This is a genomic window from Streptomyces marispadix, from assembly GCF_022524345.1.
GTDB lineage: Bacteria > Actinomycetota > Actinomycetes > Streptomycetales > Streptomycetaceae > Streptomyces > Streptomyces marispadix.
The window spans coordinates 6,653,208-6,677,320 of the sequence record NZ_JAKWJU010000002.1 but is presented as its reverse complement, the minus strand read 5'-3'; the positions used below and the strand labels follow the sequence as shown (position 1 = coordinate 6,677,320).

The 24,113-nt window shown below is 69.8% G+C and carries 21 protein-coding genes and 4 pseudogenes; 16 read left to right on the top strand and 9 right to left on the bottom strand.

From position 1 onward, the window contains the following. The 4 genes and pseudogenes from MMA15_RS27690 to MMA15_RS27675 form a co-directional block, all read right to left on the bottom strand. The coding region (locus MMA15_RS27690) for a hypothetical protein (RefSeq protein WP_241062886.1) at nucleotides 1-567 on the bottom strand (567 nt) is incomplete at its 3' end. Beyond that, nucleotides 564-1,859 (bottom strand): hypothetical protein, encoded by a 1,296-nt coding sequence (locus tag MMA15_RS27685; RefSeq protein ID WP_241063560.1) that lies wholly within the window; start codon nucleotides 1,857-1,859, stop codon nucleotides 564-566. The genes MMA15_RS27685 and MMA15_RS27690, both read right to left, overlap by 4 nt. A gap of 18 nt (nucleotides 1,860-1,877) precedes the next feature. Continuing rightward, nucleotides 1,878-2,183 (bottom strand): annotated as a pseudogene (locus MMA15_RS28625) (type II toxin-antitoxin system prevent-host-death family antitoxin); the annotation flags it as partial. Nucleotides 2,184-3,353: 1,170 nt separating this feature from the next. Next, nucleotides 3,354-3,794, bottom strand: coding sequence for a hypothetical protein (locus MMA15_RS27675; RefSeq protein ID WP_241056880.1), 441 nt, complete (start codon nucleotides 3,792-3,794; stop codon nucleotides 3,354-3,356). 643 nt (nucleotides 3,795-4,437) lie between these two features. On the opposite strand from MMA15_RS27675, the pseudogene MMA15_RS28620 reads away from it, so the two are divergent. The 9 genes and pseudogenes from MMA15_RS28620 (at nucleotide 4,438) to MMA15_RS28120 (ending at nucleotide 12,854) form a co-directional block, all read left to right on the top strand. Further along, nucleotides 4,438-5,827, top strand: a pseudogene (locus MMA15_RS28620) (FAD-binding oxidoreductase). A gap of 1,357 nt (nucleotides 5,828-7,184) precedes the next feature. Beyond that, nucleotides 7,185-7,379 (top strand): hypothetical protein, encoded by a 195-nt coding sequence (locus MMA15_RS28700; protein ID WP_505016615.1) that lies wholly within the window; start codon nucleotides 7,185-7,187, stop codon nucleotides 7,377-7,379. A 298-nt stretch (nucleotides 7,380-7,677) separates the two neighbouring features. Next, nucleotides 7,678-8,754 (top strand): annotated as a pseudogene (locus MMA15_RS27665) (family 43 glycosylhydrolase); the annotation flags it as partial. A 5-nt stretch (nucleotides 8,755-8,759) separates the two neighbouring features. Continuing rightward, entirely contained in the window at nucleotides 8,760-9,491 is a 732-nt protein-coding gene (locus MMA15_RS27660) for a beta-xylosidase family glycoside hydrolase (protein WP_241062884.1), read from the top strand. Nucleotides 9,492-9,801: 310 nt separating this feature from the next. Then, nucleotides 9,802-10,473, top strand: a complete 672-nt coding sequence (locus MMA15_RS27655) for a dienelactone hydrolase family protein (protein WP_241056883.1) — start codon at nucleotides 9,802-9,804, stop codon at nucleotides 10,471-10,473. Nucleotides 10,474-10,872: 399 nt separating this feature from the next. Next, nucleotides 10,873-11,010: pseudogene (locus MMA15_RS28615) on the top strand (LacI family DNA-binding transcriptional regulator); the annotation flags it as partial. A gap of 235 nt (nucleotides 11,011-11,245) precedes the next feature. Further along, entirely contained in the window at nucleotides 11,246-11,875 is a 630-nt protein-coding gene (locus MMA15_RS27650) for a substrate-binding domain-containing protein (RefSeq protein WP_308290603.1), read from the top strand. Between the two features lie 191 nt (nucleotides 11,876-12,066). Next, on the top strand, nucleotides 12,067-12,435 hold the full coding sequence (locus MMA15_RS28125) for an SDR family NAD(P)-dependent oxidoreductase (RefSeq protein WP_308290479.1): 369 nt from the start codon (nucleotides 12,067-12,069) through the stop codon (nucleotides 12,433-12,435). Further along, nucleotides 12,432-12,854 carry an SDR family NAD(P)-dependent oxidoreductase gene (locus tag MMA15_RS28120; RefSeq protein WP_277399969.1) on the top strand — a complete coding sequence of 141 codons (423 nt, stop codon included), beginning with the start codon at nucleotides 12,432-12,434 and terminating at the stop codon, nucleotides 12,852-12,854. Before MMA15_RS28125 ends, MMA15_RS28120 begins: the two co-directional genes overlap by 4 nt. Nucleotides 12,855-12,989: 135 nt before the next feature. On the opposite strand, the gene MMA15_RS27640 is transcribed toward MMA15_RS28120, so the two are convergent. Continuing rightward, nucleotides 12,990-13,421 carry a protein-tyrosine phosphatase family protein gene (locus MMA15_RS27640; RefSeq protein WP_241056885.1) on the bottom strand — a complete coding sequence of 144 codons (432 nt, stop codon included), beginning with the start codon at nucleotides 13,419-13,421 and terminating at the stop codon, nucleotides 12,990-12,992. A 138-nt stretch (nucleotides 13,422-13,559) separates the two neighbouring features. On the opposite strand from MMA15_RS27640, the gene MMA15_RS27635 reads away from it, so the two are divergent. From MMA15_RS27635 to MMA15_RS27620, 4 genes are all read left to right on the top strand, one after another. Beyond that, a complete protein-coding gene (locus tag MMA15_RS27635) occupies nucleotides 13,560-13,940 on the top strand; it encodes an ArsC/Spx/MgsR family protein (RefSeq protein WP_241056890.1) in 381 nt (126 codons plus the stop codon). A 1,525-nt stretch (nucleotides 13,941-15,465) separates the two neighbouring features. Continuing rightward, a complete protein-coding gene (locus tag MMA15_RS27630) occupies nucleotides 15,466-16,404 on the top strand; it encodes a collagen-like triple helix repeat-containing protein (protein WP_241062882.1) in 939 nt (312 codons plus the stop codon). A 344-nt stretch (nucleotides 16,405-16,748) separates the two neighbouring features. Next, complete coding sequence (locus tag MMA15_RS27625; RefSeq protein ID WP_241062881.1) at nucleotides 16,749-17,444, top strand: response regulator transcription factor; 696 nt, start codon at nucleotides 16,749-16,751, stop codon at nucleotides 17,442-17,444. 10 nt (nucleotides 17,445-17,454) lie between these two features. Then, nucleotides 17,455-18,549: a sensor histidine kinase gene (locus MMA15_RS27620; protein WP_277400604.1), complete on the top strand. Its 1,095-nt coding sequence runs from the start codon at nucleotides 17,455-17,457 to the stop codon at nucleotides 18,547-18,549. Between the two features lie 91 nt (nucleotides 18,550-18,640). On the opposite strand, the gene MMA15_RS27615 is transcribed toward MMA15_RS27620, so the two are convergent. From MMA15_RS27615 to MMA15_RS27600, 4 genes are all read right to left on the bottom strand, one after another. Next, the gene (locus tag MMA15_RS27615; protein WP_241062879.1) at nucleotides 18,641-19,330 is read right to left on the bottom strand and encodes a VanZ family protein; all 690 of its coding nucleotides are present in this window, start codon (nucleotides 19,328-19,330) and stop codon (nucleotides 18,641-18,643) included. A gap of 180 nt (nucleotides 19,331-19,510) precedes the next feature. Then, nucleotides 19,511-20,068 carry a TIGR03086 family metal-binding protein gene (locus MMA15_RS27610; RefSeq protein WP_241062878.1) on the bottom strand — a complete coding sequence of 186 codons (558 nt, stop codon included), beginning with the start codon at nucleotides 20,066-20,068 and terminating at the stop codon, nucleotides 19,511-19,513. A 2-nt stretch (nucleotides 20,069-20,070) separates the two neighbouring features. Continuing rightward, nucleotides 20,071-20,604 (bottom strand): SRPBCC family protein, encoded by a 534-nt coding sequence (locus tag MMA15_RS27605; protein WP_241062877.1) that lies wholly within the window; start codon nucleotides 20,602-20,604, stop codon nucleotides 20,071-20,073. Next, on the bottom strand, nucleotides 20,601-20,963 hold the full coding sequence (locus tag MMA15_RS27600) for an ArsR/SmtB family transcription factor (protein WP_241062876.1): 363 nt from the start codon (nucleotides 20,961-20,963) through the stop codon (nucleotides 20,601-20,603). Before MMA15_RS27600 ends, MMA15_RS27605 begins: the two co-directional genes overlap by 4 nt. Nucleotides 20,964-21,482: 519 nt before the next feature. On the opposite strand from MMA15_RS27600, the gene MMA15_RS27595 reads away from it, so the two are divergent. The 3 genes from MMA15_RS27595 (at nucleotide 21,483) to MMA15_RS27585 (ending at nucleotide 23,953) form a co-directional block, all read left to right on the top strand. Next, nucleotides 21,483-22,292: a basic amino acid ABC transporter substrate-binding protein gene (locus MMA15_RS27595; RefSeq protein WP_241062875.1), complete on the top strand. Its 810-nt coding sequence runs from the start codon at nucleotides 21,483-21,485 to the stop codon at nucleotides 22,290-22,292. Between the two features lie 74 nt (nucleotides 22,293-22,366). After that, nucleotides 22,367-23,152: an amino acid ABC transporter permease gene (locus MMA15_RS27590; RefSeq protein WP_241062874.1), complete on the top strand. Its 786-nt coding sequence runs from the start codon at nucleotides 22,367-22,369 to the stop codon at nucleotides 23,150-23,152. 6 nt (nucleotides 23,153-23,158) lie between these two features. Then, nucleotides 23,159-23,953: an amino acid ABC transporter ATP-binding protein gene (locus tag MMA15_RS27585; protein WP_308290602.1), complete on the top strand. Its 795-nt coding sequence runs from the start codon at nucleotides 23,159-23,161 to the stop codon at nucleotides 23,951-23,953. Nucleotides 23,954-24,113: the final 160 nt, after the last annotated feature.

The window sequence follows — 24,113 nt, the reverse complement described above, 5'->3', positions numbered from 1 at the left end:
GACGCCGGAGACGTAGGCGTATGCGTCGTACTCCGAGCCCAGGTCGGTGATGATGTCGTCCCAGGCGGCGTCGAGTCTGGCGGTGTCGCGGGCGTCCCAGGCGGAGACGATGTCGTGCCAGTCCCGGATCTGGAGGGAGCGCTGTTGTACGTCGCGGCGGTGTGGGGGGCGTACCGCGGTCTGGTTGACGGGGTAGATCTCTACGCGGGTTCCGGCGCCTGCTCGGTTGAGGCGTTTTGTCAGTGCGCCGGAGCGGAGCATGTTGTGGCTGCGCAGGGTGCGGTAGGCCTTTTCGATGCGTTGGCGGCTTTTCCGGGAGGGTGTTGCTTTGCCGGTCTGCCAGCGGCGGAGTGTGGCGGGGCGTACGCCGGCGTTTTTGAGGGCGGTGCGGTAGGCGGGGCTGTCGAGGTAGTGGAGGCGGGCGTGGAGGCCGCGGCGGGTGTCGATGGGGCTGCGGATGCCGGTGTCGCGGATGATCCGGTCCAGTTCTGCGGCGAGGGCTTCGGCGCCGGGGATGCCTTGGGCGTGGTATTTGGAGAATTCGCCCCATTCCTCGCGTGCGGTCACCGGTCGGCTCCCAGCGTGTAGGTGCGCTTGGGTTTCATGTCGGACAGGTCTCGTCCTTCTGTGAATACCTGCTGCCAGTCGCCGTGGACGTGCAGCTCGTCGGTGCCGGTGACTTCGACGACCACGAGTCCGGCCTGGTGTGCTTTGCGGGCCTTGAGCCAGAGGTTCGCGTATGCCTGGCTGCGGAGGATGTGCATCCAGTCGGGGCGGCGGATCTCGCGGTTGTAGGTGGACTCTCCCATGGTGGAGATGAACTTGGAGTACGCGGATTTGAGGTATTCCACCGTGACGTCGTCTCCGTTTTCGATGGCTTCCCGGCGTACTTGGGCGAGGGTGCGGCGCAGCTTCTCCAGGACGTTCTCCGTCGCGCCGGAGGTCCATGATTCGTGGATGAGGGGCGGGTCGCACAGGCCGTCCTGGGTGCAGCGCTGGAGGAGGCGCAGGGTGGGTTCGGTGATCCAGACGTCGCCGGTTTTGCGGCGGTCTCCGAGTGGTGAGGGCAGGTCCTCGTGGGGCCAGGCGGGTGGGGTGATGTGGTGGATGCCGGCGCGTTTGGGGTCGTGGACTTGGCTGTCGTTCCAGGTGAGTTGGCCGATGGGCAGGTGTGTCTTGAATGCGGCGAGGTAGGCGGCGTTCGCATCGAGTGCGATGGTCTCGCGTGGGGTGGCGTCGGCGCGTACGGCGGTGTTCTTCCAGTTCTGGCGGCCTTCCCAGATGGCGTCGGCGCCGGATTTCTGGCCGGTCTTCTTCAGCAGGTCCAGTACCGGCGGGAACGAGCTGTGTTCGTAGCGGGAGCCTTTGCGGGTGTGGTCGAACCAGGCCATGACGTCCGGCACGGCCCGCTTGATGAGTGTTCTGGCCGCGGCGTCGGCGTCGCCGCCCGCGGCGTGCAGGGCGTCGGCGACGGTGGCGTGGATCTGTTCGATGACGTCGGCGTCGAGTGATCCTGAACGCGCCGCGGCGGGGCGGGACTTGGGAGCTGTGGTGGCTCGGTTGGCGTGCTCTGCCGGGGGGTGGGGTGGTGGCTGCTTTGTGCGGGGTGCAGGCGGCGGTGGAGGGGGTTGTGGGGGTGTGTGCGGGTCGGGGGTGTCGAGGAAGCGGGCGTGTACGAAGTCGGGGTAGAGCGTCACGTCGCCCATGCCGATGTCGTCGTCGGCTACGGCGAGTCGGGCCGTGTCGCCGGTGCGCTCCAGGCGGAGTACGACGTCGGCGCGGAGGGTGTCGAGGAGGGTGGGGTCGTCGGTGTCGACGACGGCGAGTACCGGCAGGTGGTGGGTGCGGGCGAGGCGCATCAGGTCGCGGGTCGCGGCGGGGAGGGTGTCGCCGGACAGCGGTACGGCCGGGTCCGCGGCGGTTTGGAGGCGGTCGACGACGAGGAGGGCCAGGCCGTCGACGTCGGCGAGGGTGGACTCGATGGCGCCGGTGTCGAGGTCGTCTCCGTCGTCGACGTACAGGGGGGCTTGGCGGGGTTCGGCGAGTCGTGCGGCGAGGTGTGGCGGGGGGTCCAGCAGGCCCGATCGCAGTCGTTGGTAGTCGGCGCCGGCGTGTGCGGCGGTGATGCGGGCGACGACGTCCGCGGCGGAGGGGCCGGAGGCGGCGTAGAGGACGGGGCGGCCGTGGACGACGGCGGTGTCGCGGGCCGCGCTCGCGGCGAGGAGGCTGCCGCCGGCGCCGGGGTGCGGCGGCGATGAGGGCGAGGCGGCCCGGGAGGAGTCCGCCGCCGGTCGCGTCGTCGAGGGCGGCGAGTCCGTAGGAGAGTGCGGCGCGGGCGGTGCTGGTGATGCTCTCCAGCACCGCGGCGGGTCCGGTCAGTGTCCGTGCCCGGCGAGCAGGCCGCGGGGTCTGGGGCGGTGCGGCCTCGGCGGGCGGGGCGGGCGCCTCGTCGACGGGCCTGGTCGCTGCGGTTTCGGCGGGCGACGGGGGCGTGGGCGCCGGGACCGTCGCCTCGGCGGGGACGTCGGCGGGGAGGAGTACGGCGACGTCGCGGGTGCGCTTCCGCAGCCGCTGGGGAGCGCCGGCGGCGGCTGCGGTGACGAGGCTGCCCAACTGCTGGCGGGCCTGGGTGAGTCCGTGCGCGGGCCAGGACTCCAGCACGGCGTGCTGCTGTTCGGTGAGGGCGTTCAGCGGTGTCAGGACGGCCCGTACGACCGTGTCGCCGGACTCCCGCGTGATGACCACGGGCTTTCCGGCATCGAGCAGTTGGAACAGGGCCTTACGAGCGGCCTCCGTCCCGTACGGCCCTGTGGCGACGCCGTGTGTGGGCACGCGGGGTCACCTCCTCACGGTTTCGACCTCACACCTTGATGTGTAAGCAGTGAGAGCAAACCTATCAAGACGTGTCCCAACTATGCGCCGGAACAGGCGCTTTCACCAACATGACGAGACGTCGTCATGTCAGGAGCGGTGACGGACACCAAGGGGAAGAGGCGGCAGGTGCCGGTCGCGGGCGCCTGCCGTCTTGTTTCCGGAAGGGGCCGAACGGCCGGACCTGACAGCCCAGTTAGCCGGCACGTACAGGCACCGGCGCGGACGGTGCTGTGCGGAGTACGCGGAGTACCGTCCGGGCCGGACGGCTCCCGCCGCGATGCGGGCCGGGCTTCTCCGCGGGCCGGTGCCGCACCGGTTTGTCACTGTGGGCTCAGATGGCTGTGTTTCCATGCCTGTTGGGGTTCGCCGACGGCGTCATCCGCTTCCTGAGCGGCTGTTCGGGCCCGGCCGCGTCGGCCGGCCGCCGGGGCCGCACCGTTCGGCGGCAGGTCGTTCGGCGGTCGGTGCCTGGCGGGGTTCTAGGGACTCGGCCACAGGGTGAGGCGGTCGGTGACCCAGTCCCACACCCCGGCCTGTGCGCTCTTGCCGGCTCCGCGGGGGTCGAGGTCCGGGGCCCGCCTGCGGAGCCACCGGGCTGTGGCTTCGGGGTCCGCCACGGAGACGGAGAGCAGCCTCCACGGCGTACCGGGCCGCACCTCGACGCACACCACGGGACGGCCGGGCCGGAAGGCGACGAAGTCGTCCTCCTCGTGGTCTCGGCGGGTGCCGGCGTACAGCGCCCCCGAGATCCACACGCCGCGGCGTGCGACTCCGCGCAGAGCACGCCACCAGTCACGCTCGGTCCTCACGCGCCGTACCGCGGCGAGCGGTACCCGCACGTCGCCGTGCCGCGCTGCGGCCTTCTCCCACCAGGGCAGCCGGACGATCAGGTCGTCGTCTTCGACGAGTAGCCGTGCCATCGCGCGTTCGTCCCCACTTCGTGGCGGTCCTCGGCCCGATCCGGGTTCCCGCCGGAACCCGGTTCACCCCCCGCCCGCTCGCCGAGACACGGGCCGCGGGAGTGCCGGCTCTCCGCGGGCGGCGGTCGTCCGCACGCGCCGGTCGTCGGCCAGCGTTTCGCCCCGGGCATTTCAACGGCAGCGCCGTCGCCGTCGCCGCCGCCGCCCCAGGGGGCACCAAAGGAGGCACCAAAGCGTGAACCGGGCCCTCCCCCGCGCAGGGTTGGGCCGCAGGCGTAGCGAAGCTGGCACCGCCTTCCCCCGGCCGTCATCTCAACTTCCCGTCTGTGGGCGGGACATGGAGACAGCGCGACACAGAGAGGTTCGGCCGGGAGGTTCGGCCGGGTGTCGAACTGGGCGCTCCTGTCTGCGCGTTCCCCACCCCCCGGGGGGCCGGGCCCGACGGCGCGGAGCGCACCCTCCCGGCCGACGCCGCCACCCCCGTTCCCGCTCCCGCTGCTTCTCCCTGTGCCCGTTACCTCTGCGTCCCCTCCAGCCTTCCAGCCCTTCCCAGACCCTCCGGTGTCCCGGCCGTCGCCTCCGGCTCCGTTTCTTCCGGGCGTTACGGTCGAAAGTAGGTAAAAGCTGCGCGGAAGGGGACACTATGTCGTCCCGGATGGTGCATGAGAGCGCACTCAACGATCTGCGGAGGGGTTTCACCGGCGTTCTGCTGACTCCCGGTGATCCCTCGTATGAGGAGCGGCGGCATGTCTTCAACGCCATGATCGACCGCTCGCCCGCGCTGATAGCTCTGCCCCGTAACGAGGCCGAGGTGGCCCGGGCCGTGGCCTACGGGCGTGCCGAGGGGCTGCAGATCGCGGTGCGCGGCGGCGGGCACAGCGTGGCGGGGAATTCCACGACCGACGGGGTGGTGGTGGATCTGCGGCTGATGAACGGCGTCACGGTGAATCCGGACGCGCGGGCGGTGCGGGTGGGCGGCGGTGCCACCATGGCCGATCTCGACCGTGCGACCCAGCCGTATGCGCTGGCCACGACGGGCGGGCGGGTCTCGACGACGGGGGTCGGCGGGTTCGTGCTCGGCGGGGGTTCGGGGTGGCTGGAGCGGGCCTTCGGCCTGGCCTGCGACAACCTGCTGGCGGCCGAGGTCGTCACCGCCGGCGGTGATCTCGTACGGGCCACGCCGCACACCCACAGCGAACTGTTCTGGGCGCTGCACGGCGGCGGCGGCAACTTCGGCCCGGTCACCTCGCTGACGTGCTGACGCTGCGGCTGCATCCGCTGCCCGCGCTGACGGCCGCGCTGCTGGTGTGGCCGCCGGAGTCGGGTGGGGAAGTGGCGCGCGCCTACCGGGAGTTCATCGCCGGCGCCCCGGACCAGGTCGGGGGCGGGCTGATCTACCTGACCGCCGGGGAGGAGCCCTTCGTCCCCCGCGGGCTGGTGGGGAAGCTGGTGTGCGCGGTACTGATCACCTACACCGGGCAGGAGGCGCAGGCCCGTGAGGTCATGGCCCCGATGCTGCGGCTCGGCCACGCCGGAGCGATGATCGCCCAACTCCCCTACGCGCAGCTGCAGAGCATGCTCGACGACCCGCCCGGCTACCGCAACTACTGGTCCGCGGAACACCTCGACGCCTTCCCCGACGACGCCGTCGACCTGTTCTGCGCACGGGCCCACGACATGATCGTCCCCTCCCCTCCCAGCACGTCCTCTTCCCCCAGGGCGGCGCGGTCGCCCGCGACGCCGACCGCTACCCCCTGCCCTGGCGGCACGCCCCCTGGATCGTCCACCCCTTCGGACTGTGGAACGACCCCGCCGACGACACCCGCGGCAAACAATGGGCCCGCGGCCTGCGCGAGGACCTCTCCCCCTGGGCAAGCGGCGCCGTCTACCTCAACTTCATCGGCCACGAAGGCGAAGACCGCATCATCGCCGGCCTCGGCCGCCACAACTACCAGCGCCTGGCCCGCATCAAGGCCCACTACGACCCCGACAACACCTTCCGCCTCAACCACAACATCAAACCCGCCCCCTGACCCCCACACACCAGGCAGCGGGCAGCGGGCAGCGGGCAGGCCAACGCCCCGGGCGCCGGGGCGAGAACACCACCCCCCAGCACCACCGGCCCACACCCGCACCCCGCCCCGGGACACCGATCCCGCCCCGCCCCCGGGGCCGGTCCCGGCCTCGACCTCGACCGCGGTCTCGGTCTCGGTCTCGGTCTCGGCCGGTGAGGCAGCACCTCAGCAACCGTCCCGAACTACCGGCCCCCACCCGCCCCGTACGGCGACGAACAGCAGGCCGTCCGATCCCACACGGCCCGCTACGGGCGGCGAGCACGCCGCACACCCGCAGACACCGCAGCGTTGCCCCACCGGACGAGACCAGGCACCCCCGCCCCCAACGAGACCTCCGTCGTCGGCACAACCCCGCGGACAACACCCGGGCGCACCCCTTCGTGCGCCCGGCGAAGTCCTGGCTCCAGGCGGGCACTTGGCGCAGGCCGGTGTCCGGTCGGGCGGGGCGGCCGGGCGGGTAGCGGAGTGCCTGGGGCCGGGGATGTGAAGGGGACTCGGCCACCACCCGCCCCCGGACCCGATGAACACAAAGCCCGGCCCCACAGCCCCCACACCCCACACTCTCCCGCTCTCCCGGGACGAGACCGGCCCCCCACCGACCGGCACACATACCACCCGCACGACGCGCCCCCGGGCACCGGCCCGCCTGGTTCACCGCCGTCCCGCCAACACCCCACCCCACCCCGGCGAAGCGCCCGATCACCAGCGGCCACGCTCTACGCCCACCACGCGTGCCGTACGCCGCACGCCAGAACTTCGGCCCGCCCGACAGGCGCACCCCTGAGACAGCAACAACCGCCCCTTCTCCGCCAGTTCACTCACCTCCCGACGCCCCCGCGCCGCCGCACGACCCCACACCCCAGCGCCCGGGGCCCGGGGCCCGCCCAAAATGCGCGGGTGGTCCGGCGAAACGCCTCGCGCCCGTACAGCACGTGGCCGGTGCGAGCGATCAGTGAGCACCGGCATCCGCCGCCAGCCCCGCCCGCGCGCTGCCGCCGGAACCACCACCGCCCCGGCCCCCGCGCACCCGGCACAACTCCCCCGCCACGACAGCCCGTTCCCCACCCCCGGCCCGCAACCAGCCGCCGGGCCCGGCCCTCCCTACGGCCCCGCCCCGGGAAAGGACCTCCCGGCCGACGCCCATGCCGCGACCGGCTACCGCCGCCTCGCCCCCTGTGACGCGGGCGCGATCGCGCCGTCTACGCGACGTCAACACACCGCCCACACCGGCGCCTTCACCGGCCGCCGACCCCCGGCGCCAGAGACCCCGGCGCCGGGCGACCGCGGTTAGCCCCGCCGCGCGATCACTGCCACCATGGGCGATGCGCCGAGCCGCTGCCCCCGGGCAGGCCGCGCCCCGTGCGCACGCCCGCAGCAGCCGGCCAGGGCAACCACCAGGAAAAGAAACCAACCCCCTTGCAGAGGAGTCGACATGTCGTCGAAGCGCCGCCGTAAGAAGAAGGCACGCCGTAAGAACGCGGCCAACCACGGCCGCAAGCCCCAGACCTGAACCACCACCGCACACCCGCACCCCACCGGCGCACGCCGCACCCGGCAGCCGCCCGCCCCCGCCGCCCCTACCCCGGGCGCCCCGGGGGCGGGCGGCTGCCCCGCACCCAGAACCTCCGGCACCCCCGACATCCCCAGCACCCCCAGCACTCCCGGCTCCTCCGGCGTCCGGTCGGCGACCTCGCCCCGGGCGGCGTTTGTCAACAGGGCAACGAACAGCACCCCCCTCCTTTACAACGTTGTAGCGGGCGCAGTACACATGCTCTGCCGCCGTCAGCGCCCAGGGAGGGGACACGTACGTGACCGCAACCACCGCCGGATCCCGGATCCGCACCGCCGTCGCAGGATCGGCCCTGCTCGCCGTCCTCGCCGCCGCGCCCGGGGCCTACGGCACGTTCGCCTCCGCCGACTCCCGGAACCCGGCTTCTGAGAGCCCGGCTTCGGGGAAGACCTACGTCAACCCCGTCTCCCGCGGCTTCGCCGACACCTTCGCCGACCCCGCCGTCGTCCGCGGAAAAGACGGCTACTGGTACGCGTTCGGCACCACCGACCCCCTGCGCAGCGGCGGGAAACCCCACTCGCTTCCCGTCGCCCGCTCCCGCGACCTGGTGGAGTGGAAGTACGTCACCGACGCGCTCGGCAAGGACAACGCGCCCGGCTGGGCCGCGGAAGACGCCGCCTACTGGGCCCCCGACATCACCTACCACGACGGCCGCTACTGGCTGTACTTCGTGGTCACGCAGACCGACGCCACCGACGAGAAGGACGACAGCGCCATCGGCGTCGCCACCGCCTCCAGCCCCGCCGGACCGTGGAAGACCCACGGCGAACCGGTCGTGCCGCCCCGCCGCGGCGACAACGGCTTCAAATGGACCTTCGACCCCGCCCACGTCACCGACACCGACGGCCGCCGCTACCTCTACTACGGCTCCTACAACGGCGGCATCGAAGTCACCGCGCTCTCCCCCGACGGCACCCGGCGGGCGGGCCGCCCCACCCTGGTCGCCACCGACAACCGCTTCGAAGGCGCGTATGTGATCCGCCGCGGCGGCTGGTGGTACCTCTTCGCCTCCTCCGGCGACTGCTGCGCCGGGCCGACCACGGGTTACTCGGTGTTCGCAGGCCGCTCCCGCTCCGTCCGCGGCCCCTTCACCGACCGCGACGGCGTACCGCTGACCGCGTCGCGCACCGGAGGCTCCATCACGCTGACCCCCAACGGCAACCGGTGGGTGGGAACCGGCCACAACGCGGTCGTCACCGACCTCGCCGGGCAGGACTGGATGCTCTACCACGCCATCGACCGCTCGAACCCGTACCTCGACAAGCCCTACGGCATCAACCGGCGCCCCATGCTCATCGACCGGCTCGACTGGAAGAACGGATGGCCGGTGGTGCGAGGCGGGAAGGGCGCCTCGGCCGGGCGGCAGCCCGCACCGGTGACCTCTCCCCGCACGAAAGCGCAGAAGCGGCCGGCCGTCCCTGCCGGCGGGGACAGCTACCGCCCGGCGATCCCGGATCCCTCGACCCCGCCCGCAGCGACGAGTTCGACGGTGAACGGCCCCGCCCCGGATGGCAGTGGGTACGTCACCCGGCGGGAAGCGTGAGGGACGGGCAGTACGTGTGGCGGACCCAGGACGCGGAGCTGCACAAGAAGACCAACACCGCGTCCGTCATGCTGCGTCAGGCGCCGCGGGGCGACTTCACCGTCGAGACGAAACTCAGCATCGACCTCGGCGTGGAGACCGTACGCAACTACCAGCAGGCCGGACTGGTCGCCTACGCCTACGACGACCGGTACCTGCGCCTCGCGCACACCGCCATCTGGAACACCCGGCAGACCGAATACGGCAAGGAGCAGCCGTATGCCGGAGACATCGCCTACGGCTCGGCCTCGGTCGGCCCTCCCGCACGGACCACATGGCTGCGGCTGCGGCACACCACCTCTCACGGGGAACACCACGTGCAGGCCCTCACCAGCCGCGACGGAACACAGTGGACCGCCGGCGGCACATGGACCATCCCCGGAAAACACCGGCTGCGCTACGGACTCGTATCCCTCGGCGGCGACGGAGCCACGGCGAAATTCGACTACTACCGCCTCTACCGGCACTGACAGCACCACAGCAAACAGAACCCGGACAGCGGGCAGCAGGCGAGCAGAACCCGGGCAGCGGGCGAGCAGGAGACGGGCAGGACGGAGCACGGGTACCGGGCGGCTCCAGGCGGGCCGCGCGCCGGGCCGGCACCACGCGAGGCATGACCCGGCGGCAGAGCGGGCCCGGGTGCCGCAGACCCCCGAGCCCGCTTCTGCCCAGCCGTGCACCAGGTCCTGCGCTGCGCGACGCATCACGCCGGGCATGACCCGGCCGCGCGGCGGCTACCCCGGAAGGCAGCAACCACAAGCCGGAAAGGGGAGAACGCTGATGATCTCGGAGCAGATCTCGGTGGCGGTGCCCGGCAACGTCGACCTCCCCGGGGACCTCGACATGCCGCCCTCCCCGCGCGGGATGGTGCTGTTCGTCCACGGAAGCGGCAGCTCCCGGCACAGCCCGCGCAACCGCGCCGTCGCCGCCGAACTACAACGCCACGGATGGGGCACCCTGCTGATCGACCTCCTCAGCGAGGACGAGGAGAAGACCGACGCGGCGACCGGGCAGCACCGCTTCGACATCGCCCTGCTCAGCGAACGGACGGCCACCGCCATCGAGTGGCTGAGCAAATACCCCGTGACCCACGGCGTGCCCGTGCACCTCTTCGGAGCCAGCACCGGCGCAGCAGCCGCCCTCGTCGCCGCAGCCCAGGCCGGACCGGTCGTCTCCGTCGTCTCCCGCGGAGGCCGCCCCGACCTCGCCGGCGACGCCCTCAAACAGGTAGAAGTCCCCGTACTGCTCCTCGTCGGCGGACGCGACCCCCAGGTACTGGAACTGAACCAGGAAGCCGCCCAGCTCCTGCCCGCGGACCACCAGCTCCAGGTCATCCCCGGAGCAACACACCTCTTCGAAGAACCCGGCGCCCTGGAACAGGTCGCCGCCGCAGCACGCGAATGGTTCCTCAACACCGCCGAAGCACACGCCGAAGGCCACCACCTGCCCTGACCCCCACCACACCCAGCCCCCCGGCACCCGCCCGCCGTCCCCCGCCCACACCGGCACCACCGAACGACCCACGACCCACGAGCGAACGGCCCACGAGCGGGAAACCGCCGGCTACGCCGGGACGCCGAAGCGCCGCGGCCAGGGGAAACCCGGCGCGAAAGCCCTGTCCCCAGACCGGCCGACGCGGGACAGCGACCCCTCACGACACCCGGCCGGGAAGCGTTCGACGCGCAGCAGCCCCCGCCCCTCCCCGGGGCCGGACAGGCCGCAGAGCACACGCCCTCCCCCGCCGAACAGACCGCCAGGAACACGTCCTTCGCGCGCCGGGCACCCCGGTACGATGCGGGCATCACCTACCGGGGGCCGAGCAGCGGCCAGGCCGAGGAGAACTGAAGCCAGTTGCCGCGCCGGATCACCATCTACGACGTCGCCTCCCAAGCCGGAGTGAGCATCTCCACCGTCTCACTCGCGCTCAACACCCCAGCCCGGGTCAGCGAGCGCACACGGCAGCGCGTGCTGAAGGCCGCGGACGCACTCGGCTACACACCCAAGACGGAGGCCGTCGCCAAGGCCCGCAAGGGAGTCGGGCGGATCGGCGTGCTCGCCCCCTACACCTCCTACCCCTCGGTGGCACGGCGGCTGAGCGGTGTACTGAAAGCGGTGGGCGACGGGCCGCTGGAAGTCGTCGTCTTCGACCACGCCTCAGCGGCACATTCCGCCTCACCCCTGCTGGAGACTCTGCCGCTGACCGGCTTGGCTCGACGGACTCATCGTGATGAGCCTGCCGCTGGAGGACCATGCCGCCCGCCGCCTCACCGACTCCCGGCTGCCCGCGGTACTGGTCGACGCGCGGCGGGACGGCTTCGACTCCGTGCACACCGACGACGCCGACGGCGGACGGCTGGTAGCCGAACATCTGCTGGAACGCGGCTACCACAGCTTCGGCTTCCTCGGCGAGGAACAGATGTCGCAGGCGTACCAGTCGCCGGGACAGCGCCGCCTGGCCGGATTCCGTACCGCACTGGCCAGCGCGGGCCACCGACTTGAAGCAGAGCGCGTGCGCCACACCCCCCACGGACTGGAACAGGCCACCAAAGCAGCGAAAGAACTGCTGGCCAGCCCGGACCGGCCGCGGGCACTGTTCGCCGCAGACGACACACTCGCCGCCGGGGCCCTGCGCGCGGCCGGTTCACTGGGACTGGCCGTCCCCGGCGACCTCGCACTGGCCGGATTCGACGACAGCGAACTGGCCCGTGCACTGGAACTCACCACCGTCCGGCAACCCCTGGAAGAATCCGGCCACACCGCAGCCGACCTGCTGATCCAGCGCATCACCCACGGCCCCACGGCCACACGGGAGACCACCCTCAAACTGGAACTCCTCCCCCGGCACTCCACCTGAAAAGCCACGCGGAAGCCGGACACAGAACCACCGACCACCGGACCACCGGACCACCGGACCACCGGACCACCGGCAACCCGCGACCGGCAACCGACCCGGAGTGTCGAAGTGCTTCGACGAATGCTGTTGACAGGGCGGGAGGGGGGCGTGAGGCTGCCGGTGACCCATCGGCCTGGAAGAACGGAGACGCCGTGCGCAGCAGCCACGTGGTGACAGGAGGAGGCCGCGGCATCGGACGGGCCGTGGCCGAACGGCTGCTCGCCGAAGGCCACTTCGTGGTGGTGATCGAGGCCGACCCGGAGGCGGTGGAGTGGCTGGAGCACCCTGCGCACGCCGCTCGCGCCTCGGCCGTCACCGGCGACGCCCGCGAAGAGGCCGTGGCGGAGCACGCGGCGGACCTCGCCGAATCAGCCGGCGTGCTGGACGGCTGGGTCAACAACGCCGCCGTCTTCCGCGACGCGTCACCCGGCATCTCCCCCACCCCGGCGGTCATCGAACTGATCGAGGCCGTCATGGTCCCGCCGTCACGGGATGCGCCACCGCCCTACGCCGGTTCCTGAAGGCCGACTCGCCCGGGGCGATCGTCAACATCACCTCGCACCAAGCCCGTCGGCCCGTACCGGGATGCGCCCCGTACGCCACCGCGAAGGCGGCCGTCGAAGGACTGACACGGGCACTCGCCGTCGAATACGGACCCCGCGGCATCAGGGTCAACGCCGTAGCACCCGGATCGATCGCGACCGAGCGCTACACATCACTCCTCGCCGCCCAGGAACCCCACACAGCGCAGGCCGTAGAAGCCGGGATGCGGGCACTGCACCCACTCGGCAGGACCGGCCTCCCCGAAGAAGTCGCCGCAGCCGTGACGCACCTGCTCTCCACCGAGGCCGCCTACATCACCGGCGTCACCCTGCCCGTCGACGGCGGACGAACCATCCTCGGCCACGACCCCGAACCGCTGCAGACCACCAACACCTGACAAGCCCCTCCCCGCACGACGCGCACACAACGAAGCGCGCTCACACGAGGAAACGCGCTCACGCGAAGAGGCGGGCTCACGCGAAGAGGCGGGCTCACGCGAAGAGGCGGGCTCACGCGAGGAAACGCAGAACGCTCACTCCGTGAAACGCAGAACGTAGCGGCGCTGCCAGGGCGTCTCCACCGCACGGGGATCGTAATGGCGCCGCACAAAGGCCACGGCCTCGGCCGCCGGGACACCGTCGAGGACAGCCAGACACGCCAGCGCGGTACCGGTACGACCCCGGCCCCCACCGCACGCGACCTCCACCCGCTCCGCCCCGGCCCGCGACCACGCCTCACTCAACACCGCCAACGCCTGAGGACGGCTCACGGGCAGCCGGAAATCGGGCCAGCGCAACCAGCAGAAATCCCACGGCACATGAGACGGCTCCTTGCCCAGCAAGAACACCGAAAACGCCGGGACAGGCCCCGGCGGCAACGGACGGCGCAGCGCCCGTCCACGCAACAGACGCCCCGAGGGAAGACGCACCACCCCGCCTCCCGCCGGATCCCAAGTACCGCTCACAGGGCCCAGGCTAGACCCCCAGGCGGGACGCAGCCCCCGGCCTGAAGCGGCCCGCGCAGCCACAACAGGAATGAGCAAAAAGGGATGAGCAAAAAGGGATGATGGGCGCACCAGCCGAGGAAGGGACCGGAGAAGAACATGGAGATCTGGATCAACCCCCACTGTTCCAAATGCCGTTCCGCACTGTCACTGCTGGACGCGGAAGGCGCCCACTACACCGTACGGCGCTATCTCGAACACCCCCCCACCACCACCGAACTGGAAGACGTCCTCACACGACTGGAACTGGAACCCTGGGACATCACCCGCACCCACGAACCCGCCGCCACAGACCTCGACCTCGCCTCCTGGCCACGCACCCCAGACAACCGCACACGCTGGATCGAAACACTCGCCGCCCACCCCACCCTCATCCAACGCCCCATCATCACCGCCCACGACGGAACCACCGTCATAGCCCGCACACCACAAACAGTGAAAACCGCACTCCAACACGACACACCACAAACACCCAACTAAAACCCCCACACAAACACCCAACAGACGCGGACAAGCACCCAACCGATACAGAACCCCCAGACAAGCACCCGACAGATACAGAAACCCCCGGGGGGCCGCTCAACCAGCAGCACCATGACCGACGTTGACGCTGCGACGGCCGTTGACGCTATGACCGGCGGCGGCCCACCCCTGCGACCCCAGCACCCCACCAACACCGCACACAACAACAACAGATGCGACACACCACTCACCGGAACCGGCGAAAGCCGCCACCCCACCCCAGACCGTCCGGACGTCACCGGCCGAAACCACCCCGAGCCGCTCAACCAGCAGCGCCATAACCGACGTTGACGCTATGACGGACGACGGCCCGCCCCCTGCGATCCCAGCCCCACAAAGCACGGCACCAGCGGCCCACCCCCTGCTCCCAGCACCCGACCAACACCGCACACAACGACAACAGATGCGGCACACCGTCACCGGAATCGGTGACGTCCGTACTCGACCGAGACGGTCCGGCCGTCACCGGCCGACCCCCCGGGTCTGCTCAACCAGCAGCGCTTTTACGGCTGTTGAGGCCCCGCAGCAGTCCCACGAAGCGCGGCACCGGCGAAGCCAGCACCTGCTCCCAGCACCCAACCAACATCACCGCGGACGACGAGAACAGATGCCGCAGGCCACCCACCAGAAACAGCGAAAGCCGCCACCCCACCCCGGACCGTCCGGACGTCACCGGCCGACCCCCCCCGGGTCTGCTCAACCAGCAGCGTCATGACGGCCGTTGACGCTATGACGGACGACGGCCCGCCCCCTGCGATCCCAGCCCCCGACCATCACCGCAGACGACGGGAACAGGTGCGGCAGGCCGCTCACCGGAACCGGCGAAAGCCGCCACCCCACCCCAGACCGTCCGGACGTCACCGGCCGAAACCACCCCGGGCCGCTCAACCAGCAGCGTCATGACGGCCGTTAACGCTATGACGGACGACGGCCCGCCCCCTGCGATCCCAGCCCCCAACCAACACCACAGACGACAGGAACAGATGCGGCAGGCCGCCCACCGGAACCGGCGAAAGCCGGCACTCGACCGAGGAGGTCCGGACGTCACCGGCCGACCCCCCCGGGTCTGCTCAACCAGCAGCGCCATGACAGCCGTTGAGCCCCGCAGCCACGATATGCCCGCCACGCCCGCCACGCACCGAAGGAAACCGGGCCGGCCCACGGACAGGAGCGGCGCCCGCAGACGACACACCAGACGACTGGTCCACAACAATCCCCTCTCAAAAACACACACAACACGCACGCACCCCTCAACAGACCAATACACCCCACAAAACTCATCACCCACCCCCAAACACAAACCCGGCACACCCCCACAGCCCCCCACGCGGCACGCGGCACTACGACCAGTCGGTCCCGTTCCCACCACCCGGCAGCCGCCGTACACTCCGCGACGACCGGCACGGCGGCAACTAGCTATCGCTGCATCGGACTTGGGCCGGAATGGAGTCCGTCGCTGGGGACGCCATGGGGGTGGTGGCTGTTGAAGGGGCTTCTCCGGGACCGCAGAAGGGCGTACACGGCCCTGGTGGTCGGCCTCGTCGTGTCGTATGTCCCGCTCGCCGCCCTGACCGCGATGGTTCTCTACGCCTTCGGTGTGCGTGAGGGGTTCGAGGACACCAAGTCGATGAGGCTCTCCGAACTTCCGACGGTGGTCGCTTTTCTGGTCGTTGCCGGGCTGGTCGCCCGGGTACGTGCCTTCGTCGGCGCCGAAGGCCCCGTTACCGGCCCCCGGACACGCGCCCAAGTGGCTCTGATGGCGGCCGAATGCCTGGGCGTCGCGTTCCTGGCCGTCGTGGCCGGGGACGGCCTCATCGACGCGTCACTCGTCGGGGCCGGAGTCTCCAGCCTGATCACAGGCCTCCGGGTGACCGGCTGGGTGCGCACCCTGCCACCGCCACCCGCGCCCGACCCGCCGCGGCGTACCTCCACCCCAGCGCCCGGCAGGAGTGGACGACCCGGCTCAGTACGTCCACGGGGCAGGCCGGGCCCGGCAGGTCCGCGGGGCAGGCCGGGCTCGGCGGGTCCGCGGGGCAGGTTCACTTCGCCTCGGCCCGTTCGCCGGGAGTCCGAGGCACCGCCCTCCAAGTTGTTCGACGGCCGGACGCCGCCCGCGCCGGGCGACATATGGTTCGCCGAGGTGCCGTTCGATGAGGGCACGGGTTCCAAGGACCGTCCATGTCTTGTGGTGCGCACGCTCGGCAGCCACGCCGAGGTACTGAAGATCACCAGTGTCGACAAGAGCAGTCACCGCAACTATGCCCGCATCTCCACCACTTCGTGGGGCGCCGCGGGGGAGCACGACAGCTGGCTCGAACTGTCTCCCACACGCAAGGTCTCCTACTGGGAGTTCCGGCGCTTCGTGGCGAGGTGCGACCCCCGTGTCTGGCGGGAGGTGAAGGAGCACGGCGGCCCATGGTGACGCGTTCGGGAGACGCCGATTCAGTCGCGTCGACGAGAGCAGGCGCCCCGTCCCCTGTTCCGTTCCCGCACCCGTGCGGTCTGTGCCGATAGTTGGCGATGGGCCCGAGGGGAGTGATGTGGCCGGGGAGGACGAGGACTTCGGCACTCGGTAGCCGAAGTCTGCGGTGATCACTGCTATGACGACTGTCGGGCCGACGACAAGGAGCCAGCGAATCCGGCGGGCCTTGTTCGTGCTGACGGTGGGCTTCGAGTCGTACCGCCAGTCAAGGCAGCGCGGCGTTGCCAGCACGTGTGTGGTTTTCGATACGCCGACGATATGCGCCCACTCGTAGCATTCGGAGCATGCGTGTGCTGATAGTCGAGGATGAACCCTATCTCGCGGAAGCCGTCCGCGATGGCCTGCGCCTGGAAGCGATCGCGGCCGACATCGCAGGTGGCGGCGACACCGCTCTGGAACTGCTGAGCACCAACACCTACGACATCGCCGTCCTCGACCGCGACATCCCCGGACCGTCCGGTGACGAGATCGCCAAACGCATCGTCGCCTCCGGCAGCGACATGCCGATCCTGATGCTCACCGCGGCCGACCGGCTCGACGACAAGGCCTCCGGGTTCGAACTCGGCGCCGACGACTACCTCACCAAGCCCTTCGAGCTCCGAGAGCTCGTGCTCAGGCTCAGAGCACTCGACCGCAGACGCGCGCACCACAGGCCGCCCGTGCGGGAGATCGCAGGCCTGCACCTGGATCCGTTCCGCCGCGAGGTCTACCGCGACAACCGCTACGTCGCGCTGACCAGGAAGCAGTTCGCCGTGCTCGAAGTCCTCGTCTCCGCCGAGGGCGGTGTCGTCAGCGCCGAAGCGCTGCTGTCGCAGGCGTGGGATGAGAACGCCAACCCGTTCACCAACGCCGTGCGCATCACCGTCTCGGCACTGCGCAAGCGTCTCGGCGAACCTTGGATCATCGCCACCGTGGCCGGCGTCGGCTACCGCATCGACACGCAAGCAGGGGCCGTACCCGACGGGCGCGAGCGTGGATAGGGCGCCTGGGTTGAGCGTTCGCCTCAGACTCACCCTCAGCTACGTCGGGTTCCTCATGTTCGCCGGCGTTCTGCTGCTCGGGGCGGTGTGGGTGTTCCTCCTGCGTTACGTCCCCGACCGTGCGATGCTCATCAACCCCGATGACAAGCCCGCGAACGGTGTTTTCCCCGTCCGGTCCGCGCTCCTGGACGTTTTCGCTCCGAGGGCGGCCGCAGTGTTGGCGTTCCTGCTGGTGTTCGGCCTCGTGGGAGGGTGGATCCTCGCCGGGAGGATGCTCGCCCCTCTGACTCGCATCACCGACGCAACGCACTTGGCCACGTACGGATCGCTCTCCCACCGGATCCGGCTACCGGGCCGCAACGATGAGTTCCGCGCTCTGGCCGACGCCTTCGACGGCATGCTCGAGCGGCTCGAAGCGCACGTCGCGGAACAGCAGAGATTCGCAGCCAACGCCTCTCACGAGTTGCGCACTCCGCTGGCGATCTCGAAGACGCTTCTCGACGTGGCCCGCACCGATCCGAACCGCGACACAGGCGAAATCATCGACCGCCTCCACGCCGTCAACACACGAGCGACCGACCTTACTGAGGCACTGCTCATGCTCAGCCGCGCTGAGCAGCGGTCCTTCACCCGGGAAAGCGTCGACCTGTCCCTGATTGCGGAAGAAGCCACCGAAACACTCCTCCCCCTGGCAGAAAAACGCGGCGTCACCATCGAGACCTCGGGTGACATCTCCCCCGTGATCGGATCGCAAGCGCTCCTGCTGCAACTGACCACGAATCTCGTCCACAATGCGATCGTCCACAACCTGCGTGAACAGGGCACGGTGTGGGTGAGTACCAGCGTCCGCCCCACGGCAGTTCGGCTCACTGTCGAAAACACCGGCGAGAAACTCACCCCACAGCTGGTCTCGACCCTCGCCGAACCATTCCGGCGCGGCACCGAACGCATTCACACCGACCACGCCGGCGTCGGCCTCGGCCTGGCAATCGTCAAAACCATCGCCCGAGCACACGGCGGAACGCTCACCCTCACCCCGCGCTCCGCCGGCGGAATCCGTATCACCGTGGAACTCCCCGCAACATCCCCACGCACCGACAGGTGAAGAATCAGGGAATTCATGCGCGGCCACCACAGTAGATTTCGCGTCCGCGCCGTGCTCTCGGTCCACCGCGCACTACTCGGCCGCGGGCTGGTCAGGACCGGCCCGACGGCGAGGTGGCCGTAGCTCGCCACCAGGGGCGCGACGCAAGCGCGGCCAGGCCGGCGCCGGAGGCGTTGAGCAGAACGTCGTCCACAGACGACACCCGGTCCAGATGCAAGACGTACTGCGCGACCTCGACCAGGACCGAGCATCCAGCCCCGAGCGCCAGAATCCGTGGCAGCGACGCCAGTGCCGTGAACCGCAGCGGGGCGAAGAATCCCAGCGCCGCGAACACCAGCAGGTTGCCGACGACCTGGCCCGTATCCATCGTGAGCAGGTCCCGCAGCGGCACCGGGCTCACGACGGCACCGGCCTCGTCGCCCGGCAGCATGATCATCCATACCCACGGCACCGTCCCGTAGACGATGCCGACCTCCGCCAGCGACATCCGCCAAGCCGATGTGACGCCGGTGGCGCGCCGACGGCGTGCCAGAGCCCACACCGACAGCGCGGCCAACGGCAGTGCGGCCACCGTGATCAGTGCCACGCCGTTGAACGTACCGACCCAGACGTGCCAGACCGGTCTGTGCATCGGCATGGACAAGATCTTCAGTACCGCGTCGACCGGGCCGAACGCGGCGATGGCTACACCGAGGATCGCCGCACCGAGGATCGCCAGACCGGCGATCACGATCCTGCGCGTACGACGGGCCGGGGCTGACAGTGATGGGCTGTGGTCCATGCGTCCACTGAAGGCGAAGGACCGTTGCCGCGGCGTATGCGTTTTTCGATACGCCCCCGATACACGAATCCCGCGGCATCGACGAAGGGCCTTCGAAACTCACCGATGGCGGCCGACCTGATCGACGAGTACCTGCTGCTGCAACTTGCGCCGACCCCGCGGACGGGGCCTTCCGGCTCGTCAGGGCCTGCGGCCGATGAAGGCGAGCAACCGAGTCTGGACGTCGGCGCTCTCCGGCACCTCGACCCGCGGTCCGTACTGTCCGCTCGCACGGAGCACTTCGTCGAGCGGCAGCATCCCGTCGAGCAACTGGGCGCACTTGGCGGGATCGAGGTGTTCTTCCTGGCCGGTGGCCCGCGCCAGGTCCCAGGTGTGCATGAAGACGTCGGCGGTGTAGAACCGGTCGACCGCCTGGTCCAGCGGGATCTCACCGATGTGCGGGTTCGACAGCCTCTCGTCTGCGGTGGCCGGATCGTCCAGGAGTGCCTGCACTCCGTCGCGGTGCGTCGCCCAGGCGGCCACCGGGTCTTCGTCCACCGAGGGCCCTGTCGGCAGTTCGACTCCGGCGCCGGCTTTCAGGAAGGCGGGGAACCACTCGACGAGGTGGCGGACGACGTCCCGGGCCGCCCACCCCTCGCACGGCGCCGGGTTGTCCCATGCCTCCGGGTCCGTTCCGCGTACGCGGTCGGTGAATACGCGTGCCACGGCGCGGTGCTCGTCGGCTGCCGTTCTCGCCATGGTCAAGATCCTGTCCCGGTGTGCGGGTCGAGGCCGTTGCCCTGCTGACCGCCGAGCAGTTCGTCAAGCCGCTCGTAGCCTTCGCGTACGCCGTGATCCATGCCGCTCTTGAGCATCGAATCGCGGGCTTCGACGGAGTCCATCAGCGACTTGGAGGTGACCCGGGTGCGGCCGCCGAGGTCCTCGAAGACGGCCGTCTCCAGGCTGACGCTGTCCGGAAAGCCGTCGTAGGTGAACGTCTGCACGATGCGCTCGTCGGGGCGCACCTCGTGGAACACACCGTGGAAGCCGTACTCGGTTCCGTCCTCGTCGCGATGCACATAGCGATAGGAGCCACCGCTGCGAGCGTCGTACTGGTCGATCCGCATCGTGAGCCGGCGCGGGCCCAGCCACTGGACGACCAGATCGGGGTCGGTGTAGGCGCGGAACACGAGCTCCGGCGGAGCTTCGAACTCGCGGGTGATCAGGATCGACGGCAGATCCGGTTCGGCCACGATCTGCGTCTCGTTGCGGTGGTGCTTGTCGGGGGTGCTCATGATGCCGCCTCTTCCTCGGGGGAGCCCGTTGCCGGTTGCTCGCCCATCTGTTCAAGGAGAGCGTCGAGACGACGGAAACGGTCCTCCGCCTCGCGTCGATAACGCTCGATCCACTTCGTCATCAGGTCGAAGACTTCTGCCTCAAGGTGGCAGGGCCGCCGCTGGGCGTCTCTGCTGCGACTGACCAGTCCGGCGTCCTCCAGGGTCTTGATGTGCTTGGACACGGCCTGCACCGTGACGTCGTACGGTTCGGCCAGTTCGTTGACCGTGGCGTCCCCGGCGGCGAGCCGGGCCACGATGTCGCGCCGAGTGGGGTCGGCCAGTGCGGAGAACACCAGCGACAGCCGGTCGTCGGCCACCTCGCACCTCTCATATTCAACCGATTGGTTAAATACCTTACGACCAGGGACCGGACTCGTCAACCGGTCGGTTGAATAGCGACGTCGTGGATGCGCGGCGAGAGGCGTACGTAGCCGGGCGTCCCGTGCGGCGGCGTGCCAGGCCGTGACGATCGAACTGGACGGGCTCGCCGACGCGGGCGGCACGGTCGTCCAACCGGGCCCGGCCCACCGTCAGTTCGGCCGGGCGCCTCTCATCCCCCGCCATTCATCCTGCGAACAGCCACACGGATCACCAGGATCGACGTCGTCGGACGCGCATGGCGACGTCGCCTTCATCCCGCCCTGGCCTTCCGTGCGGTCGGCATTCCGCCGCTGAAGCAGTCCCTCTTGGCCCCGCGCCGGACCCACCGGCGTTCAAGGTCGTTATCCGGTCGCAACTCTTCCACCAGCGACAACGTTGCCGCGTGCTGCGAGGATGCAGCGCAACTCGCCCTTTCGGGTGCGGCTTTGCCGAACAACCCTCCTGGAGGCTCGAAGGTGTCTGCGCGTACCCCGCTTCGTCCGCTCGCGGTTGCTCTCCCCTTTGTCCTGGCGTCCGGTCTGCTGGCCGGTTGCACGAGCACCAAGTCTTCGGGTGCGGGAGCTTCGGACGTCCAGCTCGTCGCGAAGGGCAAGCTGACGGTCTGCACGCATCTGCCCTATGCGCCCTTCCAGTTCAAGAAGTCCGGTGAAATCGTCGGCTTCGACGTCGATCTGATGGATCTGGTGGCCAAGGAACTCAAGGTCGACCAGAAGATCGTGGACACGCCCTGGGAGGGCATCCAGTCCGGCGAGGACCTCAACGCCAACAAGTGCGACGCTGCCGCCGCCGGCATGACCATCAACGACGTGCGCAAGAAGAACCTGGACTTCTCCGCGCCGTACTTCGACGCCACTCAGGCTCTGATCGCCAAGAAGGGCGCCAAGTACTCCTCGCTGAAGGACCTCAAGGGCAAGAAGCTCGGCGTGCAGGCATCCACCACCGGTGAGGAGTACGCCAAGAAGAAGGCCCCGAAGGGCGTCGAGCTCGTCCAGTTCGAGGACGTCGCGCTGCTGCTCACCGCGGTCAAGTCCGGCCAGGTCGCCGCGGGCATCAACGACAACGGCGTGCTCTACGACTACGTCAAGACGAACCGGGACACCGAGGTCACGACGGAGTTCGACACGGGCGAGCAGTACGGCTTCGGTGTGCGCAAGGGGAACGCCGCCCTGCGCAAGCAGATCGACGAGGCGCTGAAGAAGGCCAAGTCCGACGGCACGTACGACAAGATCTACAAGAAGTGGTTCGGCACCGCGCCCGAGAAGTAGACCTCTGATCCGGCCGCGGCCCGAAGGCCGCGAAGTGCCGCCGGACAGGCGGCAGTTGAGGAGTTGCACACCACATGTCCATGTCCCGCCGACAGCGGACGCGGACCGTCCGGGGCGTCCAGTACGGGGTACTGGCTCTCGTCGTGGCAGCCGTGGCCTTCGGTGCGAACTGGGGCGAGATACGCCGCGCCTTCTTCGACGTCGACGTCGCTCAGGCCCAGTTCCCCGACATCATCACCACCGCCCTGGTCAACACCGTCGTCTACACCCTCCTCGGGTTCGGCTTCGGCCTCGCGCTGGGCCTGATCCTCGCGCTGATGCGGCTGTCGTCGGTGCCGCCCTACCGGTGGCTGGCGACCGCGTACATCGAGTTCTTCCGCGGCGTCCCGGCCCTGCTGGTCTTCATCGCGCTCGGCTTCGGCGTACCGATCGCCTTCCAGGTCGTCATCAACCAGTACGTCACCGTCATGCTCGCCCTCGGCCTCGTCGGCGCCGCCTACATGGCGGAGACGATCAGGGCCGGAATCCAGGCCGTGCCCAAGGGCCAGGTGGAGGCGGCCCGTTCGCTGGGCATGTCGCAGGGCCGGGCCATGCGCTCGATCGTCATTCCGCAGGCGTTCCGGATCGTCCTGCCGCCGCTGACCAACGAGTTGATCCTGCTGACCAAGGACTCCTCGCTGGTCTATCTGCTCGGTCTCTCCCTCGGCCAGTACGAGCTGGCCAAGTTCGGCCGCGACGCGCTGAACGAGAACCGCAGCCTGACCCCGATTCTCGTCGCCGGGCTGTGCTACCTGATCATCACCCTCCCGCTCGGCCACCTTGTCCGGCGGCTCGAGGCCCGTACCGCGAAGGCCAGGTGACCGAAGGTGACCGACCACAAGGCAGACGAGGCCGCGATACGCGTCGAGGGGCTGCACAAGTCCTTCGGCGAGTTGGAGGTCCTCAAGGGCATCGACTTCACGGTGCGCCGGGGTGAGGTCGTGTGCGTCATCGGCCCGTCCGGCTCGGGCAAGTCGACACTGCTTCGGTGCGTGAACCTCCTGGAGGAGCCTACGGCGGGCACCGTCAACGTGTCCGGCACCGAACTGACCGACCCGGACGTGGACATCGACCGGGTCCGTCGCCGTATCGGCATCGTCTTCCAGAGCTTCAACCTCTTCCCGCACCTGTCCGTGCTGAACAACCTGACCATCGCGCAGCGGCGTGTGCTCGGGCGCACCAAGGACGAGGCCGAGCGGATCGGTCGGGCCAATCTGCGGCGGGTTGGGGTCTCGGAGAAGGAGTCGGCCTATCCCGCCCAGCTCTCCGGCGGCCAGCAGCAGCGTGTGGCCATCGCCCGCGCTCTGTCCATGGACCCGGAGCTGATGCTCTTCGACGAGCCGACGTCCGCGCTCGACCCCGAACTCGTCGGCGACGTCCTCGCCGTCATGCGCCGTCTCGCCGACGAGGGGATGACGATGATGGTCGTCACCCACGAGATGAGCTTCGCCCGCGAAGTCGCGGACCGCGTGGTCTTCATGGACGGCGGCGTCATCGTCGAGGAGGGCCCCCCGAGCCGGGTGATCGGCGACCCGCAGCACCAGCGCACCCGCACCTTCCTCTCCCGTGTCCTCGACCCGGCTGCCGCCGGGGTCACGGAGGACGGCACGCCGACGGCCTGACAGGTGCGGCCGCAGCCCGATCAGGCACACCCGCCCCCGGGTAAAGACCGCCAACACCCGCTGAACGAACCCGTGTTGGCACCGATGCCCAGCGCCACGGTCTCGGCCGGTGAGAAAGGAATGCTCCGCAGGGCTGCGGGAGGGGGCACGGCGCCACCCC